Source organism: Actinophytocola oryzae (genome assembly GCF_004364325.1).
Lineage (GTDB): Bacteria > Actinomycetota > Actinomycetes > Mycobacteriales > Pseudonocardiaceae > Actinophytocola > Actinophytocola oryzae.
The window spans coordinates 711,325-728,168 of the sequence record NZ_SOCP01000003.1; the positions used below are offsets into that span (position 1 = coordinate 711,325).

Annotated in this window: 16 protein-coding genes; 4 read left to right on the forward strand and 12 right to left on the reverse strand. The window is 69.9% G+C overall.

Annotation, left to right across the window (positions count from 1 at the left end; translation table 11 throughout):
- Window positions 1-15 precede the first annotated feature (15 nt).
- Genes CLV71_RS10645 through CLV71_RS10655 form a run of 3 tightly spaced genes read left to right on the forward strand, consistent with a single transcriptional unit; the run spans window position 16 to window position 1,509 of the window.
- Window positions 16-348, forward strand: a complete 333-nt coding sequence (locus CLV71_RS10645) for a DUF742 domain-containing protein (protein WP_243866341.1) — start codon at window positions 16-18, stop codon at window positions 346-348.
- Entirely contained in the window at window positions 341-928 is a 588-nt protein-coding gene (locus CLV71_RS10650) for a GTP-binding protein (RefSeq protein WP_243866343.1), read from the forward strand. Before CLV71_RS10645 ends, CLV71_RS10650 begins: the two co-directional genes overlap by 8 nt.
- Window positions 925-1,509, forward strand: a complete 585-nt coding sequence (locus CLV71_RS10655; protein WP_133902465.1) for a GAF domain-containing protein — start codon at window positions 925-927, stop codon at window positions 1,507-1,509. Before CLV71_RS10650 ends, CLV71_RS10655 begins: the two co-directional genes overlap by 4 nt.
- An 83-nt stretch (window positions 1,510-1,592) precedes the next feature.
- On the opposite strand, the gene CLV71_RS10660 is transcribed toward CLV71_RS10655, so the two are convergent.
- The 10 genes from CLV71_RS10660 to CLV71_RS10710 all read right to left on the reverse strand — a co-directional run bounded on the left by CLV71_RS10660 (window position 1,593) and on the right by CLV71_RS10710 (window position 13,364).
- On the reverse strand, window positions 1,593-2,825 hold the full coding sequence (locus tag CLV71_RS10660) for an acyl-CoA dehydrogenase family protein (protein ID WP_279588724.1): 1,233 nt from the start codon (window positions 2,823-2,825) through the stop codon (window positions 1,593-1,595).
- 255 nt (window positions 2,826-3,080) lie between these two features.
- Complete coding sequence (locus CLV71_RS10665; protein ID WP_133902466.1) at window positions 3,081-6,311, reverse strand: NAD(P)/FAD-dependent oxidoreductase; 3,231 nt, start codon at window positions 6,309-6,311, stop codon at window positions 3,081-3,083.
- Entirely contained in the window at window positions 6,308-7,153 is an 846-nt protein-coding gene (locus CLV71_RS10670; protein ID WP_166664030.1) for a 4Fe-4S domain-containing protein, read from the reverse strand. Before CLV71_RS10670 ends, CLV71_RS10665 begins: the two co-directional genes overlap by 4 nt.
- A complete protein-coding gene (locus CLV71_RS10675; RefSeq protein WP_133902467.1) occupies window positions 7,150-7,875 on the reverse strand; it encodes a DUF4142 domain-containing protein in 726 nt (241 codons plus the stop codon). Before CLV71_RS10675 ends, CLV71_RS10670 begins: the two co-directional genes overlap by 4 nt.
- Window positions 7,876-8,601: 726 nt before the next feature.
- Window positions 8,602-9,315, reverse strand: a complete 714-nt coding sequence (locus tag CLV71_RS10680; protein WP_133902468.1) for an anti-sigma factor — start codon at window positions 9,313-9,315, stop codon at window positions 8,602-8,604.
- Entirely contained in the window at window positions 9,312-9,881 is a 570-nt protein-coding gene (locus tag CLV71_RS10685; RefSeq protein ID WP_133902469.1) for a sigma-70 family RNA polymerase sigma factor, read from the reverse strand. The genes CLV71_RS10680 and CLV71_RS10685 overlap by 4 nt, the downstream gene beginning before the upstream one ends.
- Before the next feature lie 85 nt (window positions 9,882-9,966).
- Window positions 9,967-10,782 (reverse strand): Rieske (2Fe-2S) protein, encoded by an 816-nt coding sequence (locus tag CLV71_RS49225; RefSeq protein WP_243866347.1) that lies wholly within the window; start codon window positions 10,780-10,782, stop codon window positions 9,967-9,969.
- Between the two features lies 1 nt (window position 10,783).
- Window positions 10,784-11,512, reverse strand: coding sequence for a DUF6529 family protein (locus tag CLV71_RS10700; RefSeq protein WP_243866348.1), 729 nt, complete (start codon window positions 11,510-11,512; stop codon window positions 10,784-10,786).
- An 87-nt stretch (window positions 11,513-11,599) separates the two neighbouring features.
- Window positions 11,600-12,328, reverse strand: coding sequence for a hypothetical protein (locus tag CLV71_RS10705; protein ID WP_133902470.1), 729 nt, complete (start codon window positions 12,326-12,328; stop codon window positions 11,600-11,602).
- Between the two features lie 154 nt (window positions 12,329-12,482).
- The gene (locus CLV71_RS10710) at window positions 12,483-13,364 is read right to left on the reverse strand and encodes a winged helix-turn-helix transcriptional regulator (protein ID WP_133902471.1); all 882 of its coding nucleotides are present in this window, start codon (window positions 13,362-13,364) and stop codon (window positions 12,483-12,485) included.
- Window positions 13,365-13,442: 78 nt separating this feature from the next.
- On the opposite strand from CLV71_RS10710, the gene CLV71_RS10715 reads away from it, so the two are divergent.
- On the forward strand, window positions 13,443-14,669 hold the full coding sequence (locus CLV71_RS10715) for an MFS transporter (RefSeq protein WP_133902472.1): 1,227 nt from the start codon (window positions 13,443-13,445) through the stop codon (window positions 14,667-14,669).
- A 158-nt stretch (window positions 14,670-14,827) separates the two neighbouring features.
- Here CLV71_RS10715 and CLV71_RS10720 read toward each other — a convergent pair whose 3' ends face one another.
- Entirely contained in the window at window positions 14,828-15,985 is a 1,158-nt protein-coding gene (locus CLV71_RS10720) for a 4-hydroxybenzoate 3-monooxygenase (RefSeq protein WP_133902473.1), read from the reverse strand.
- Window positions 15,986-16,021: 36 nt separating this feature from the next.
- Window positions 16,022-16,786, reverse strand: coding sequence for an IclR family transcriptional regulator (locus tag CLV71_RS10725; RefSeq protein WP_133902474.1), 765 nt, complete (start codon window positions 16,784-16,786; stop codon window positions 16,022-16,024).
- Between the last annotated feature and the right edge of the window lie 58 nt (window positions 16,787-16,844).

Consider the following 16,844-nt stretch of genomic DNA (forward strand, 5'->3'; position numbering starts at 1 on the left):
GGCGAGGACCACGACATGTTCGGCGTACGGCCGTACGCCATGACCAGCGGACGGACACAGCCCAGCACACCGCTCGACCTGCTGTCGCTGGTACGCGCGTCCGGGAAGGGCATGATCACGTCGAACCAGCTGGGGTTCGAACACGCGAAGGCGTTGGCGCTGTGCCAGACACCCACGTCGGTCGCGGAGATGGCCGGTCGGCTTCGCAGACCGGTCACCGTCACCAAGGTCGTGCTCTCCGACCTGATCGAGCTCGGCGTCGTGATCGCGAAGCTCACCCCGACCGAGTACTCGAACGATCCCGCCGTGCTGGAGGCGGTGATTGATGGTCTCCGAAAGTATGTCTGAGCTCTTCCCCATCCAGGTCAAGATCCTCGTCGCGGGTGGCTTCGGGGTCGGCAAGACGACGTTCGTCGCCTCGGTCAGCGAGATCGAGCCGCTGACCACCGAGGAGACGCTCACCACCGCGAGCGTGGACACCGACAGCGTGGCCGGTGTCGAGGCGAAGTCGACCACCACGGTGGCGATGGACTTCGGCAGGCTTTCCTTCCGCGAGAAGAACCTCGTGCTCTACCTGTTCGGCACGCCCGGCCAGGACCGGTTCTGGTTCATGTGGGACGAGCTGTCGCGCGGTGCCATCGGCGCGGTGGTGCTCGCGGACACGCGACGCCTCGCCGACTGCTTCGGCGCCGTCGAGTTCTTCGAGCGCCGCGGCATCCGGTTCCTGGTGGCGCTCAACGAGTTCGACGACGGCTACCACTACGACGACGCCGCGGTGCGGCAGGCGCTCGCGCTGAAGCCGCACGTGCCGCTCGTGCGTTGCGACGCCCGCAAGTCCCAGTCCTCGAGCCGGGTGCTGATCACCCTGCTCGAGTCCGTGCTGGCCTCATCGCGAGCAGCCAGCCAGATGATTCGGAGTGCACTGTGAACGGTGACATCCTCGACCAGCGGCTGTTGGCCGCCCCGCACGACCCGGACATCCCAGCACGGTTGGCACGCCTTGCCGAGCTCGCGCAGCTCGGGGTGGGCGACCGGCCGGACCCGGCGTTCGACGAGTTCGCCGCACGGCTCGCCGCGGCGGCCAACGCGCCGTACGCGATGGTCAACTTCATCGGCGACGAGGAGCAGTTCTTCGCCGGCCTGTACGGCCCGAACAGCGCCAAGGCCGACGCACTGGAGGCGGCGTCGTCGGCGTCGCACGCCGCGCCGGGCAGGACGATGTCGCGTGAGCACGGCTACTGCCCGCACGTCGTGGTGCGGCGCAAGGCACTGGTGCTCGACGACGTGTGCGCCTACCCGCGCTTCGCGGTCAACCCCGTGGTGAACTCGATCGGCGTGCGGGCCTACATGGGCGCGCCGCTGATCGACCGCACGGGCACCGCGATCGGCACGATCTGCGTGGTGAACACCGAGGAGAGCAACTGGGGGCGCTCCGGCCTCGGGATGATCAAGTCGATGGCCGAGGAGGTCATGGACCTCATCCACCGCCGCGAGCAGGGCCTCGGCTGACCGCACTGTTCGCACACCGGCCGAAACGAAGGACTCCTTCCTGACGCTCGGCGTCAGGAAGGAGTCCTTCAGTGCGATGGGAGCTAGCGTCGCCACCAGCGCGGCGAGTCCTGCTCCACGCGCAGCTGGTCGGCGAACCGTGCCGACCACTGTTCGCGGTAGGTGCCGAGCGCGACCTCCGCGAGCCGAAGCCGCTGGACGTCGGACGTGCCTGCCGGGGCGTAGATGTGGTTGGCGTCGCGGAGGAAGCGTTCGATGTGGTTGCCTGGGTGGAGCCCGTACGCGGCGTGTACCTCCATCGCGGTGCGTGCCGCGTCCAAAGAGGACTCCACGTTGGTCAGCTTCGCGCTGATCAGGTCCGCGTCACACGGCATGCCCTCGTCGAGCAGGTGCGCGGCGTGGTACGCGGTGAGCCGCGCGGTCATGAGCTGGGACTGCAGCTGCCCCAGTTTCTGCTTGACGGTGGGGAGTTCCGAGAGGGGCTCCCCGTACCGGGTGTGCGTCTGCGCGAAGTCGACGGTGTGCTCGACGATGGCCTGGTGGATGCCGAGCGCCACGGCCGTCAGGTTCGGTCTGCCGTAGAGGATGCTCGACGAGTACGCGACGGCGAGCCCGTCACCCTCGGCACCCAGCAGGTTGTCCGCCGGGACGAAACAGTTCTCGAAGATCAGCTCGCCGAAGCTGAAGCCGTGCAGGCCCATCGCGGGCTGGTGCGGTCCGAGCGACAGTCCCGGCGCGTGCGACTCGACCAGGAACGCCGACAGGCCACGGGAACCGGGGCCGGTCCGGACCACGACGCCGTGCAGGTCGCCGACGTGGCTGTTGCCGACGAACACTTTCCGGCCGTTGAGCACATATCCGCCTGCCACCCGTTCGGCGGTTGCGGACATTCCCAGTACGTGTCCACCGGACTCCGGCTCGGTAACCGCGATCGTCGGCATGCACCTGCCGTCGCAGACCGCGGGTAACCAGTGTCTTTTCTGTTCCGTGCTACCGAAGTGGACTATCTTGGCGACGCCGAGCTGGGATGCCTGCACCATCGCGCCCATCGCGCCGCTGACCCGCGACAGCTCCTCGATGATCACGGTCTTCGCGAGGTGCCCCAGGCCCATACCGCCGTATCTCGGGTCCACGGTGACCCCGAGCCAGCCCTGTTGTGCGATGAGTCGGGAAAGCTCCAGGTGGACGGACTTGCTCTCCTCCATCTCGGTGACGCGGGGCGCCACCTTGGACTCGGCGAAGTCGCGCACCTGAGCTCTCAGGCGGTCGTGCTGCGAAGTGGTGAAATAGCTCGTAGTCCCGGTTGCGATGCTCACTGGACGGCCCTCGATTTTTCGTCACAGACCAACGCGAACTCCCGGTTTGTTGTGTGCAGTGTGCAACTTTGCCACTGATCACCTCGTTAGCGGTACCTCCCAAATGGTGACGAGAATGACGCGCAGTAACAGATCGTAGTCATGATCGACGCCGGTTCACCCATCCGGAAAGTCCACACGAGAACGGCCGCGCGCCTGACCACAGAGGATGGGTCAGACACGCGGCCGTGTCGCTTGTTCTTTCGGCCTAACGGGTCAGGCGCGGGCGCGCCTGCGGCCTCCGGCGGCTCGGGGACGCTCGACCGCCGGGATCTGGTCGTAGGAGTCCTCGGGGCCACCTCGCGCCGAGGGGACGCCGTAGTCCTCGGGCCTGCCGTGCTTGGGCATGCGGACCGGGGGCATCTCGAGCGAGTCGTCCACGCTGGACATCGCGGGCACGAGCCGGACACTGCTCAGGGCGGGGTCCGCGTCGCGGCGCCGCCGTGCCGGCGGGCGGCCGAACTCGGGCGTGAGGTCCTCGGCGCGGTGCGCCGCACGGCGGTCGTCGGAGACGGGCTTCACCACGGTGTCGAACGAGTCGTCCGCGGCACGCCGCGACCGGCCGTTCGTGGCGGCGCCGTTCGTGCGGCTCACCGCGGGCAGGTTCGAGAACGAGTCCGACGCACCGAGACCGGGCTCGGAGATCATCGTCGCGAACGAGTCCTCCGAGACGAGGCTCGGCTCGGAGATCATCGTGTCGAACGAGTCCTCGGACGGCCTCGACGGCGGCAACGCGGGGAACGGGTCCTTGGGACCGCGTGCGCCGTTGGTGCGACGAGCGGGCGGCATGCCGCCAGACGACGCCTCGGGACGCACGGCGGGCAACCGGCTGAAGGAGTCCTGCGGCGCGCCGTTGGTGCGACGCGCTGGCGGCATGGCAGGCGACGACGCCTCGGCACGACGAGCAGGGGGCATGCCCGCGGACGACGCCTCGGCGCGACGGGCAGGCGGCATCCCGGCCGACGAGGCCTCGGCGCGGCGAGCCGGGGGCATCCCGGCCGACGACGCCTCCGCACGACGGGCAGGCGGCATCCCGCCGGAGGACAGCTCGGGACCGCGTGCGGGCGGCAGCGCACGGAACGACGCCTCTGCCGCGCCACGAGCGGGTGGCATGCCCGCGGACGACGCCTCAGCGCGGCGCGCGGGCGGCATACCCGAGGAGGAAGCCTCGGCACGACGCGCCGGGGGCATCCCGGCCGACGACGCCTCCGCACGACGGGCGGGCGGCATGCCCGGGGAGGAAGCCTCCGGCCCACGAACCGCTGGCAGCGCGCGGAACGAGTCCTGCGGTCCGCGTGCGGCGGGCATGCGGCCGAACGAGTCCTCGGGACCACGCGCGACCGGCGTGCCGTTCGCGCCCCGCCGGATCGGCGGCATGCTGCTGAAGGAGTCGGCAGGGCCGCGGGTCACCGGCGGCATCGCGCCGAAGGAGTCGGCGGGACCGCGTGGCGGCACGTCGGAGAAGTCCGGCGTCCGCACGTGCCCGTTGGCGTCGAGCAACGCCATCTGGCCGGTAATGTCGATGGCCATCCCGGAGTCCTTGCCGACACGCCCGGCGAGCGGCTCGGGGATGCCACGCACGTCGGTCATCTCGGCGGCTGTGAACTCCGGCATCCGGGGTAGGGGGTCGTGGGCGGGCGGCGTGTGGCCGGTGGCCGGGCCGAGCGCGGGACGGCCGTTCGGGGGCGGGGCGCCGAACGAGGTCGCGGGTGCGCCGTTGTGGGCCCTGCCGTTAGGGGTGTGGCCGTTGACGGCGGGGAAGGTGCCGCTGCCGGACACGCCCTCGCCGAACGCGTTGATCGGGGTACGCGGCACGGCAGGCGGGATGGGGAACGGGCCGCTGGTCGACGGGCGGCTCAGCGGGCCGGACACGTGGACCGGGGTGCCACCGGCGACGGGAAGCGTGCGCCCGCCGATGGGCACGGGGCCGCGCCCGTTCGGCGGCGGGGTCGCGTTCGGGGGGCGGACCGCGACGGGGAGCATGCGGCTGAACGAGTCGACGACGGTCTTCGGTCGGCCGCCGCCGGGCACGTACCCGGCACCGACGCCGATCGGACCGCTGATCTCGACGGGCACCGGGGGCGGGGGCTGCTCGACGAAGCCGATCTCGTGCTCCTGGCGCTCCTCGCGCTGGAACTGCTTGCCCTGCGGCGGTGCGGAGTGCTTGCCCGGCAGCTTCTTCTTCGAGAAGGACCCGCTCGTGGCGCCGGAACTGGCGGTGACGAGCGGACGGGCCGGTGCCTCGGCGTCCACGCTGCGGCGCGGCTCGGGGTTCTGCCTGCTGACGCTCTCGGCCCACGCGATCATCGCCGAGGGGCAGTCGACGCCGACCACGCCCATGAGCCGGCCCTCCTGCGAGAAGCCGTAGACGGTGCCGGTGCCCTCGTCGGGGGTGCCGAGCTTGACGATGTCCTTGCCCAGCTTGAGCATGCCCGCGGCCTGGATGCGGAAGCTGTACTGGTCGGTCCAGAAGCGCGGCATCGGCGTGAACGGCTGCGCGGCGGCTCGGCCTGCCAGCAGGTTCTCGGCGGCGGCGCGGCCCATCTCGACCGCGTTGAGCCAGTGCTCGACGCGGCGGGGGACGTTGTCGAAACGCAGGTTCGGCCACTGGGCTACGTCACCGGCGGCCACGACGTCCTCGGCGCCGACCACGTGACAGGTCGGCTCGCACACGACGCCGTTGTCCAGGGGCAGCCCGGAGCCGCGTAACCAGTGGGTCATCGGCTTGGTGCCCGCGGCGAGGATCACGCAGGACACGAGCAGGCTGCTGCCGTCGGTGAGCTTGAGGGTGATGCCCTCGGCGCCCGGCGACCACTGCTCGACCGAGTTGCCGAGCGCCAGGTCGACGCCGTGCTCGCGGTGGGTGTTGGTCAGCCACTCGCCGAGGTCGGGGCCGAGCACGTTGCCGAGGAGGTTCTTGCCCCGGCCGATGAGGGTCACCTCGCGGGACAGGTGCCGCAGGCTCGCCGCCAGCTCGCAGCCGGTGAACCCACCACCGATCACCGCGACGCGGCCCTTGGTCGAGCCGATGACCCGCTCGAGGTCCTTGCCGTCGGACATCGTCCGCAGCACGAGCACGCGCGGGTCGTGGTAGGGCACCCCGCTCTGGCGGGTCGCCTCGACACCGGTGGCGATGATCAGACCGTCGTAGGTCATCTCCTCGCCACCGGGCAGTACCAGGGTCTTCTTGTTCGGGATCAGCTGGCGGACCTGGGTGCCGAACCGCCAGCGTGCGTTGAGGTCCTCGTAGGCGGGAAGCGTCAGATCGCTGGATCTCAGCTCACCTTTGAGAAGCTGCTTCGACAGTGCTGGTCGATGGTAGGGCGGCAGCTTCTCGTCGCCGAGGATGGTGATGTCCCCCTCGAACTTGAGCTCGCGGAGCCGTTCCGCCGCCCGCAGGCCCGTGAGCCCGCCGCCGACGACAACGATCCGTTCGTCCCGGTTCATCGGGCACGTACCTCCTGCAACTGGATTGCCTGCATCGGGCAGGACCGGGCTGCCGCCTGCGCCTGTGCGCGGCTCGCCGTGTCGGGGTCACGGACGTAGCGCAGCCGTCCGTCTTCCATGAGTTGGAACAGTTGTGGCGACTCTGCCTGGCAGATCCCGTACCGCTTGCACCGCTGGTTGTCCACGCTGACCTGCACCTTCCGGCCCATCCGCGGACCGGGTGGCGGCGGTGTGGCTACCGCCAGCTGGGTCTCGGCCGCGGCAGGCGCACCAGCGAGCAGGCCGGCGCGAGTCAGGATCCTCGGCGGTAGGAACCGAAGGATAGTCAGTGTGACCGCCGGTGTCAGCACCGTGATTCCGCCGAGCCACAACAGACCGAGGTGTCCGTTGTGGATGGCGCCGAACCACGAGTGCACGACCGTCATGCCGACCGCGGGGTAGGCGAACTGGTGGAACCGCAGCCAGCGCCGGTAGCGGATGAAACGCCGCAGGCCGGTCGAGATGAGGATCGCGGTCATCAGCTCGAGGCCGAGGATGCCCATGGTGTGACGAAGCTGACCGCCGAAGGGCACCGTGATGCCGAAGAGGTCGAGCCCCTGCTCGCGGAGCAGGAGGAACACGATCGCGTGGGTGAAGCCGGTCGCGATGGTGAACGTCGCCAGGATCATGTGGCCCGAGCGGATGGCCTGGTGGCCGGTCAGCCTGCGGATCCAGCCGGTGTAGGTGAACACGCCCCAGCAGAGCGTCAGGCACATGAAGACGTACGACAGGCGCGCTGAGAGGGCCGCGACCTCACGAATGCCGATGTCGTGCTGTGGCAGTGCGACGACAACGTCGATCATTCCGCCGTCCCGTGTGCGCTGAAGGTGCGGACGATGGCGATCGTGGCCGCCATCATCAGGGCCGCCACCACGGCGGCGAGCATCAGGTCTCCACCTGACAAGTGGTTCTCCGGGGTGTTGTAGGTCCGTGCGCCGGCCTCGGCGAACATGCCGTGCTGTGCGTCCACGTCACCCGTGGCCTCCAGCAGGGTCATGTGCCGCATGACGATCGTGTTGGCCTGCGTCGCGAAGTCGCGGATGACCGTGTTGCGGGTCCCGGCGCGTACCTCGGCGATCAGCCCGAAGACCGTGCCGTGTGCGGCACGCAGGCGGTCGGCGAAGACCTTGTCGAAGTCGTCGTCGGAGGCGGCCCGGATCTCGTCCATCCACTTCGCCGTCGACGAGGAGGGCTTGTCCGGCAGCTGCGCGCCGAACTGGCCGGCCAGCTGCTTGATGGCCACGTCGAGCTTCGTGTGGTCGGCGTTGATCGTCTTGCCGGCCGCGCGGACCTTGTCGGTCTGTCCGCGTTCGACGGCGAGCTTGCCCATCGGGATTTCCCAGAGGTTGGCGAACCGAATCACCCTGAGGAACTCGCGGTCGAGGCTGGACAGTGGTTGTTGTGCGCTCTGTTGGACCACCTGGGGCTGCGCCTGGCTGGCCACGGCGAAGCCCACTGCTGGGCACGCCGCACCGAGGATCACCAGGAACGAGGCCGCGATCCATCGAACAAATCTGCGTCGCATGATTTGTTACCGCCCGCGTTTCAGTTCTTTTCCGTCCCTATATGTGACGTTAATGTTTTCGCGGGCATGGAGTCGCTGTACTCACTGCTCGGACCTTCGCGCAGCTGGCAGCCACCGAGGAGGAGCCCGAAGACAGTTACCAGTACAGCGAACCCGGCAACTCTAGAGCCACGCATCCTCATGGATGAACTCCTCTGCAGTAGATATCAGAACGATTACGCTACGTCAAGCGTTTTGTTGCAGGCACGCGTCGTTGCAGGTGCTACCGGTATATACGTTTGATAACGACACACGCGTTCAGTTCACTCAGCGGTAGATATGTGACGTGGGTCACATCACCCGGTCGGGCGATCAAGTTCGTCAGGGGTCCAGCCGATAAAGCGCAGGTCCCGGGCTGTTCAGTAGCGTTCAGTAGCGGATGCGAACCAGGTTCGCATGACGGAGAGCCTCGGCGGCCCCCGTCGGGCAGGCGGCTCCGTACAGTACCTCCGCGTCGAACGCACCGACGAAGGCCCATATCCCCTGGTCGTAATGTCCCGATACGGGCTGAAAGTGACCATCGTCTGCCCGCCCGCACACGCGAAGGCCGAACGGGACGCGCTCCACGGTCAGACGGACCGGAGCGCACGGCAGCGGGACCACGCCACGCTGCTGGGACCGGCCTCGAAGACCGGTCGCTGAGGAGAGAGAGCCTGACGCGGTGGGCACACGGCCCACCGCGAACGGCTAGATCGGAACGCTTACTACCTCTTCGGCGTTCGCACCCATGGTCTCGATGGTGATGGCCTTGACGTCGTCGGGCGAGACGAGCGCCATGCCGGCCAGGCGGCTGCGCTTCGCACCCTCCGCCGAGACCTGCCAGGTGCCTGCCAGCACCTTGTCACCCTCTTTGGAGATGACGTACAGCGCACACGGCTTTCCCTCCGGCAGGCCGGTTGCCGTGGCGTCCACCCACACCCAGCCCTTCTTCGGCTCCAGCGCGACGTTCATGGTCGCGCCGGTCTCCGAGTCGGTGGCGTCGGCGATGCGGGCGTTGGACGGGGTCGTCGCGACGGTGAACGTCGGTCCGGCCACGTTGTCCGTCGGCGCCGTCTGCCTGCCGAGCACGATGCCACCGCCGAGTGCCACGACCACCGCCGCGGCAGCCGCGACGTACACGCCGGTCATGCGCCTGCGTGGTGGTGCCGCGGCCTCGGTCTCGGTGGCGACCCTGCGCAGCGTGCGCCGCAACAGCAGGTCGCCGTGCTCGGGTGGTCCGTCGAGGAACGCCTCCGGCGGCACCTGGTCGAGTGCCCGCCGGATCATCATGAGCTCCTGCACCTCACGCTGACACTCACGGCAGCCGTTGAGGTGGTCGTGCACCATCCGCGCCTCGGCCGGATCAAGTGCGCCGATCGCGTACGCGCCGAGCTGTGCCCGGTCGTGCGCTGGTCCGCTCATCGCCGCACCTCCCCCGACTGACCCAAGGACTGCGCCAGCTGTGCCCGCAGCGCGCGGACCGCGTGGTATGTCCTCGATTTCACGGTGCCGGGGGCGATGCCCAGCACAGCGGCTGTCTCGTTGACAGTCCTGCCACGGTAGTAGAGCTCGACGAGCACCGCCCGGTGCTCGGCTGACAGGCCGTCGAGAGCGCCCATCACGGTCATCGTGTCGACCACCGTGTCCGCGTGGTCACGCTGTGCGGCTGGGACGTCGACCGGCTGGTTGACCTCCATCGGCCGCACCGCACGGGCCCTGGCCCGGTCGGTGACGAGGTTGCGGGCCACCGTCAGCAGCCACCCGCGAACCGAGCCGACACCTGAGCGCAGCGCGTCCGCGTGTTTCCACGCCCGCAGCAAGGTCTCCTGCACGACGTCCTCTGCCGCCGCACGGTCGCCGGTCAACCTGGTCGCGTAGTCCAGGAGGCTCCGGCCGTGCTCGGCGTAGAGGGACTTGATCAGGTCTTCGGCCGGGTTCCCAGCGGCTACGCGCCGAGAACGTCGTCCGATCATTGCCACGGCCGCCATCACCTGCCCGATTGGCCGGTCGATGAGCAGGGTACTTGAAGCAACTTCGCTCACGACAGGAACACGAGTGTGAACCGGGTTCGGTTCACGCCAACGAGATCTGATTCCCGGACACCTTAACGGCACGCGCCGACAGTGGTGCAGTGGCGGGTCCCTGCGAGACCGACCCGTCCAGCTTGAACTTGCTGCCGTGGCACGGACAGTTGATGGTGCCCCCGGAAACCTGGTCGACAATACAGCCCTGGTGGGTGCAGACGGCCGAGAACGCCATGAACTTGCCCGCGCTGGGCTGTGTCACGACGATCTCCTGGTCGGCCAGGATCTTGCCGCCCCCGACGGGTACCTCCGCCGTGGACGTGAGGGCCTTCCCGCCGCCGCCCGGTGGCGCGGTGGTGTCCGGGGCCGTCGTCTCCGGCGCGGTCGTCTCCGGCGCCGTGGTCTCCGGCGCGGTCGTCTCCGCGGGAGGTGCCGCACCGCCGGTGACCAGCTCGCCGTACTCGTTGACGCTCACCGCGGCAGCGGGCAGCGGCTGTGTGGCGGGGCCGGTGTCGACCGCGCCGTCCAGCTTGAACTTGCTGCCGTGGCACGGACAGTTGATGGTGCCGTCGACGATCTCGTTCACCACGCAGCCCTGGTGCGTGCACACCGCCGAGAAGCCCTTGAACTGCCCGGCTTCCGGCTGTGTGACGACGAGCTTCTGCGCCTCGAAGATCTTGCCGCCGCCGACCGGGACGTCCGCGGCCTTGCCGAGGACCTCCCCGTCCTGCTGCGTCGTGGTCTTCTCACTGCCCGCCGCCCCCTCGTCGGGGAACTGTGGACCGCCGTAGCGGGCACAGGCGGCACATGCGGCGCCCACGGCTACGAACCCCACCGCGGCGCGGCGGGGGATCTGCTGTGTCATGTTAGAAACTCACCCCGTACTCGGAGAAGAACCACAGGGAGGACGTCACCCACAGGCCGACGAGCCCGGTGAACACCGCGGAGCCGACGACGGGCAGCACCCAGCCGGGCGTGCGCGAGCGGGTCAGGACGACCATCTTGCAGACGAACAGGCCGTAGAAGAAACAGCCGAAGAGCGAGTGCAGCAGCACCCGGGTGTCGAAGGTCTGGAAGCCGAGCGCGTAGAGACAGTGTGCGGCGACCGGCAGCGAGACGATGACCGCGATGCGGCCCGACCAGCGGTGCATGACGGCGGTGCCGTGGCCCGCGGTCCAGCCGGGGAGCCTGCCCCACATGGCCATCGCGGACAGCACCTGGACGATCGCGAGCACGACGGCCACCGAACCGAGCCACGCCTTGGCGGCGATGCCACTGGAGAAGCCCGCCAGGTTGAGTGCCTCACCCGTCGGCTCGTGCATCTTGCCGTACGCACCGAGTGCGATGGCCACGAGCGCGCCGATCGCCAACGCCGCGATGACGCCACCGATGCCGCGTTGTTCGTGGTCCGGCTCCTCGTCGTCGAAGGACAGCGCGGGCACGTTCGTCGCGGTGACCCACTGCTGGCCCTCGTGCGTCGGGAAGCCGGTCTGCGAACCCGGGACGGGCTGGGTCAGGTCGGGAAACTCGTTCAGGTCGGTCAGGTCGTGGTCCGGGGGTCGCCCGCTCGGCCCGAAATCAGGCGGCAAGGTCATCGGAAGTCTCCTGTCGTGCTACCGGAACGGACCGCCCCGGCACCCTCTTTCGCATGGCGTCGAAGTGGGTTCCCCCGCGGAACCCGCTCAGCCGAAACTGGTCTCGCCCGTGACCTTCTGCGCAGGCACGAACTTGCCGCCGACGGTAGCCCCACCCTTTGCCGGGTCGAGCGCGGGTGCGGCCGCCTCACGGTTGCCCGTGCGCGTGATGCCGACCTGCTTGCCGCTCGGCAGGATGATCCAGCCGGTGGTGGTCTCGCCGTTCTCGCCTCGGTAGAGGCCGGCGGGCGGCGGTGCGACGACGATGCTGAACTCGTGCGGCACGCCGCCGATCATCAAGGCGCCCTTGAGCGCGTTGTCGGCGTCGAGCCGGCCGGTCAGCGTGTTCGCGCCGTCCTTGGACGAGAGCTCCATCGTGCCGTTCTCGGCGGAGCCCTTGAGCCACGACTCGACCGCGGCGCCGTCGCACAGGTACGCGGAGGCGTCCGTGCCCTTCACGGCGACCGCGATGTAGAGCGGGCTGTCGACGGTCTTGCCCGCGTAGACGGCCTCGGCCGGGAAGGCCGGACCGGGCGGCGGCGCCTTCGTGGTCGGGACGTCACTCGTCTCGACCGGCGGCGGTGCCGTCGTCGTGGGAGCCGGCACGCCGTTGTTGGCCGGCGGCGGCGGTGGTGTCTCGGTCTGTGTAGCCCCTGCCGGTGACGGTGTCGGCGATGGACCAGCCGCGACGAGTCCTCCCGCCGCGTTGGCCGTCATCAGGCCGACGAGGCCACCGACCACCACAACCGCGGTGACCAGGGGACCGCGCTGCGCCATGTGCTTCTCCTGTTCGTACGTCAGCAACGAGAATGAGCCACCCGCCCGCTTGCGAGATACACGTACCGACGCCTGGCGCGGTTCATTGCCCGAAGGTCCGTCCTTCGGGTCGGCCCGGCGTGACCAGGGCGCACACGTCCCCGCGGGGTCGGTGTCAGCCGGCCGCGCCGAGCTGGGTCACCTGCGTCAGCGCGACGTCGACCGTCCTGACCGGGTCGGTGATCGGGAACTGGACCGCCCGGATCGTCCGGTCCGGGTCGACGATCATGGTCAGGCGCTTGAGGCGGTCGACGCCGGAGGCGCGGAACGTCGGCAGCCGCAGTGCGGCGGTCAGCGTCAGCTCGTCGTCCGACAGCAGCGGGAACGGCAGGTCCACGTGCTCGGCGAACGCACCCAGCTCGTCGGTGCGCTGGGTGCTCAGCCCGTGCACCGTCGCGCCGAGCGCCCTGAACTCGTCGTAGCGGTCGCGGTAGGTGGTCGACTCCAGCGTGCAGCCCGCGGCGCCCGGGATGTCCCCCCAGTCCGGCGGGAGCGGGTTCCCGACCGGGACGAACGCGCCGGGGAACGCGTACAGCACGGTCCACGACCGGCCGACCGGGTCGAGGAGCTCGCCGTCGTCCGCTGCCACGCGCAGTTCGGGGACGCGTCTGCCGACAAGGCCCCGCACCCGCCGCGCCTCGGCCGAGGACGGGGCGGTGGTGGCGGACAGCGAGCCGTCGCCGGACACGTGGCGGGTGCCCCAGTCCTGTAACGCGATGAGCACCGGCAGCAGGCCGTGGCCCTTGTCCGTCAGGCGGTACTCGAACCTCGGCGGGCGCGCCGAGTAGTCCACCTTCTCGACGATCCCGTTGGCCACCAACGCCTTCAGCCGCTCGGTCAGCGTCTTGCGGCTGACGGCGAGCGCCCGCTGCAGGTCGTCGAACCTGACGGTCCCGCCCGCGATGTCCCGCACGACCAGCAGCGTCCACCAGTCGCCGACGACGCCGAGGGCCTGCGCGATGGCGCAGTCGGCGTCGACCAGTTCGCTGTGCTTCACGTCCGTAACCCTCTCGCTTCGGGGCCCTCGTGCCAATAGAGTGAGTTCCCATTGTGAACTTACTACTGGGGAGGGTGCATGTTCTGGCGCTACTGGTCGGCGGCGGCGGTCAGCCAGTCCGGCACGGCGGTCACCGCGGTCGCGCTGCCGCTGGTCGCGGTCACGACGCTGGACGCGTCGGCGTTCGAGGTGAGCCTGCTGACGGTCGCGACCTACCTCGCGTGGGCGGTGATCGGGCTGCCCGCGGGGGTGTTCGTCCAACGCCTGCCGCTGCGGGCGACGCAGATCGTGATGGACGTGCTGCGTGCGGTCGCCATCGGTTCGGTGCCGGTGGCGTGGTGGCTGGGCGGGCTCACGATGACGCACCTGGTCGCGGCGGCCCTGGTCATCAGCTTCGCGAACGTCGTGTTCGACGTCGGCAGCCAGACGTTCCTGCCCTCGATCGTCAGCCGTGAGGAGCTGACCAGGCGCAACAGCCTCGTGTCGGCGACGCACTCCGCGACCATGCTCGGCGGCCCCAGCATCGGCGGCGTGGTCGTGCAGGTGCTCGGTGCCGTGCCGACGCTCCTGGTGGACGCGGTGAGCTTCGTCGTGTCGGCAGTGCTGCTGCGCGGCCTGCCCAGGGGGTCGGCACCCGCGGAGCCGGACCGCCCACCGATGGGCGTGATGATCCGCGAGGGCTGGCATTTCGTCACCCGGCACCCGGTGATGGGGCCGTGCATGTGGGGCGCGACCGCCGACAACTTCGCGAACGGCGCGCTCATGGCGATCATCCCGGTGTTCCTGGTGCGTGACCTGCACGCCTCCCCCGCGCTGGTCGGGGTCCTGATCGCCGCGGACGGGGTCGGCAGCCTCATCGGCGCCACCCTCGCGCCGTGGCTGACCGCCAGACTCGGCAGCGCGCGGGCACTGCTGGTCGGCGCGGTCGGCGGCGCGGCCGTGGCGCTGCTGATGCCGTCTGGCCACGGGGTGTGGGGCATGGTGGCGTTCGCCGTGGCCAACGTCGGGTTCGGCATCGGGGTCGTGGTGTTCAGCATCAACGCGCGGACACACCGCCAGGTGGCGAGCCCGCCGGAGCTGCTGTCCCGCGTGATCGCGACGGTCCGCATCGTGTCCTGGGGCGCGATCCCGTTCGGCGCCCTGCTCGGCGGCACTGTCGCGACGGTGCTGGGACCGCGAGGCGGCCTGTGGGTGGCATGCCTGCTGACACTGGTCGGCCCCGCGGTGGTGTGGTTCAGCCCGATCCGCCGACTGCGGGACCTGGTCGACGCACCAGCGCCAGTTGCTCCGGCACCAAGCAGATAGTGGCCGCCCCCGCCAGCACCCACGCTGACCGCGAACCGCGGAGATCGCCATGGCACGACGGGAGAGACTTGCTCTGTAACCCCTTATAGGGTTACATATGGGGTCATGCGGATCGTTCTGGCGGTGACGGTGTTCCTCCTGCTCGTGATCGCGTTCGTCTAGAAGCCGATCGGCAGGCCCGCGTAGTTCTCGGCGAGGCCGGTGGACCCCGCGACGCTGCTCGCCACCCACCGCAGCTGCGACAGCTGGAGCTGCGCGTCGAACTCGTCGCCGCTCGCGTGCAGCATCGTGGTCATCCACCACGAGAAGTGCGTGCAGCGCCAGACCCGCCGCAGCGCACGGTCGGAGTACTCGTCGGCGAGCCGGGAGTCCTTCTCCCGCACCAGGGCCACGAGTGCGGGCGCCAGCAGCGCGACGTCGGACACCGCCAGGTTCAGGCCCTTCGCGCCGGTCGGCGGGACGATGTGGGCGGCATCGCCTGCCAGGAAGACCCGGCTGTGCCGCATCGGCGCCTGCACGAGGCTGCGCATCGGCAGCACGCTCTTCTCCGTGATCGGCCCCCGCGTCAGCTTCCAGCCGTCCTGCCCGTGCCCGAGGCGCGTGGCGAGGGCGTCCCAGATCCGCTCGTCGGACCACTCCCCGATGTCCGTGTCCGCGGGCACCTGCAGGTAGAGGCGGGTGACCGTGGGCGATCGCATGGAGTTGAGTGCGAACCCGTCCGGGTGCCAGGCGTAGATCAGCTCATCGGTGGAGGGCGCCACCGACGCGAGCACGCCGAGCCACGAGTACCCGTACGTTCGCTCCCACGTGCGCCCCGGCACCACCGACCGGGTGGGCCCGAACGAGCCGTCGCACCCCACGACGACGTCCGCGTCGAGCCGGGTCTCGACGCCGTCGACGGTGAACGTCACGTACGGGTCGTCCGGGTCGTGGACCTGGGTGTCCCGCACGTCGTAGCGCACTTCCTGACCCGCCGCGTCCCGTGCCCTGCCGAGGTCCTTCTGCACCTCCGTCTGCCCGTAGACCCACACACCGCGCCCGACGAGGTCGTGGAAGTCGATGTGGTGCCGCTCGGCGGGCCACTGCAGGTAGATCCCCCGGTGCTCGTCGCCCTCCCGCGTCAGCCGGTCGCCCAGCCCGACGGACTTCAGCAGCTCTACGCTCGAGTGCTCGAGGATGCCCGCCCGGATGCGGGACTCGACGTAGTCACGCGTCCGTGTCTCGACCACGACCGACTCGACGCCACCCGCCGCGAGCAGGTGTGACAGCAACAGACCGGCAGGCCCCGCGCCGATGATGGCCACCTGGGTACGCATGGCACCAGTCAAGACCGGCACCCCGGTCCGCGCCAATCAGTCGCTTTCACCCAGTGGAAGGCTGCGGCCGATCCCCTGTGCCGCGACCTGGAGCGCGGCCACCAGTCGCGGCCGTGACCGGCCGAGGCTCGGCACGACCATGCCCAGCGCGGCGACCACGGGACCGCCCGCCACCCGGATGGGCACCGCCACCGAGCACGCGCCGAGGCTCATCTCCTCACTGGTCTGCGCGAACCCGTCGCGGAGCACCCGGCGCAGCTCGGCACGCAGTCGACCCGGTTGGGTGATGGTGTACGGGGTGATGCGGTTCAGGTTCGTGAACACCCAGGCCCGCACGTCGTCCGGGGCGTGCGCGAGCAGCACCTTGCCGACGCCGGTCGCGTACAGCGGCAGCCGGGAGCCGACGTCGCTCACCACCGGCACCGAGACGTGCCCGGCGAGCCGGTCTACGTAGAGCGCCGAGGTGCCGTCGCGCACGGCGAGGTGGACGGTCGCGAGCGTGGCACCGTAGAGGTCGTGGAGGAAGGGCGAGGCCACCTGCCGCAGTCCTGACTGGACGGGCGAGAGCAGCCCGAGGTCCCACAACCGCCTGCCGACGACGTACTCCCCTGTGGTGCGCCTGGTCAGCGCTCCCCACTCGACCAGCTCGTTGACCAGCCGGAACGCCGTCGCGAGCGGCAGGTCGGCCCGCTTGGCGAGGACAGTCAGCGTCATGCTCCGGTGCTCGCCGTCGAACGCGCCGAGCAGCGCGAGCACCCGGGACGCCACGCTCGCCCCCGGGCTCCGGCCGTTCCCCGCCACCCCGATCGATCCTTCCGCTGAGTGGAAGCCAAGTCTCGCACCCGCAGGCCGTCCGGCC

What these genes read in the sequence shown, in the direction of transcription:
- CLV71_RS10700 (WP_243866348.1), bottom strand. Translation starts at nt 11,512, where the DNA reads ATGACCTTGCCGCCTGATTTCGGGCCGAGCGGGCGACCCCCGGACCAC.
- CLV71_RS10665 (WP_133902466.1), bottom strand. Translation starts at nt 6,311, where the DNA reads ATGAACCGGGACGAACGGATCGTTGTCGTCGGCGGCGGGCTCACGGGC.
- CLV71_RS10715 (WP_133902472.1), top strand. Translation starts at nt 13,443, where the DNA reads ATGTTCTGGCGCTACTGGTCGGCGGCGGCGGTCAGCCAGTCCGGCACG.
- CLV71_RS10675 (WP_133902467.1), bottom strand. Translation starts at nt 7,875, where the DNA reads ATGCGACGCAGATTTGTTCGATGGATCGCGGCCTCGTTCCTGGTGATC.
- CLV71_RS10680 (WP_133902468.1), bottom strand. Translation starts at nt 9,315, where the DNA reads ATGAGCGGACCAGCGCACGACCGGGCACAGCTCGGCGCGTACGCGATC.
- CLV71_RS10670 (WP_166664030.1), bottom strand. Translation starts at nt 7,153, where the DNA reads ATGATCGACGTTGTCGTCGCACTGCCACAGCACGACATCGGCATTCGT.
- CLV71_RS10705 (WP_133902470.1), bottom strand. Translation starts at nt 12,328, where the DNA reads ATGGCGCAGCGCGGTCCCCTGGTCACCGCGGTTGTGGTGGTCGGTGGC.
- CLV71_RS10720 (WP_133902473.1), bottom strand. Translation starts at nt 15,985, where the DNA reads ATGCGTACCCAGGTGGCCATCATCGGCGCGGGGCCTGCCGGTCTGTTG.
- CLV71_RS10645 (WP_243866341.1), top strand. Translation starts at nt 16, where the DNA reads ATGTTCGGCGTACGGCCGTACGCCATGACCAGCGGACGGACACAGCCC.
- CLV71_RS49225 (WP_243866347.1), bottom strand. Translation starts at nt 10,782, where the DNA reads ATGACACAGCAGATCCCCCGCCGCGCCGCGGTGGGGTTCGTAGCCGTG.
- CLV71_RS10650 (WP_243866343.1), top strand. Translation starts at nt 341, where the DNA reads ATGTCTGAGCTCTTCCCCATCCAGGTCAAGATCCTCGTCGCGGGTGGC.
- CLV71_RS10685 (WP_133902469.1), bottom strand. Translation starts at nt 9,881, where the DNA reads ATGGCGGCCGTGGCAATGATCGGACGACGTTCTCGGCGCGTAGCCGCT.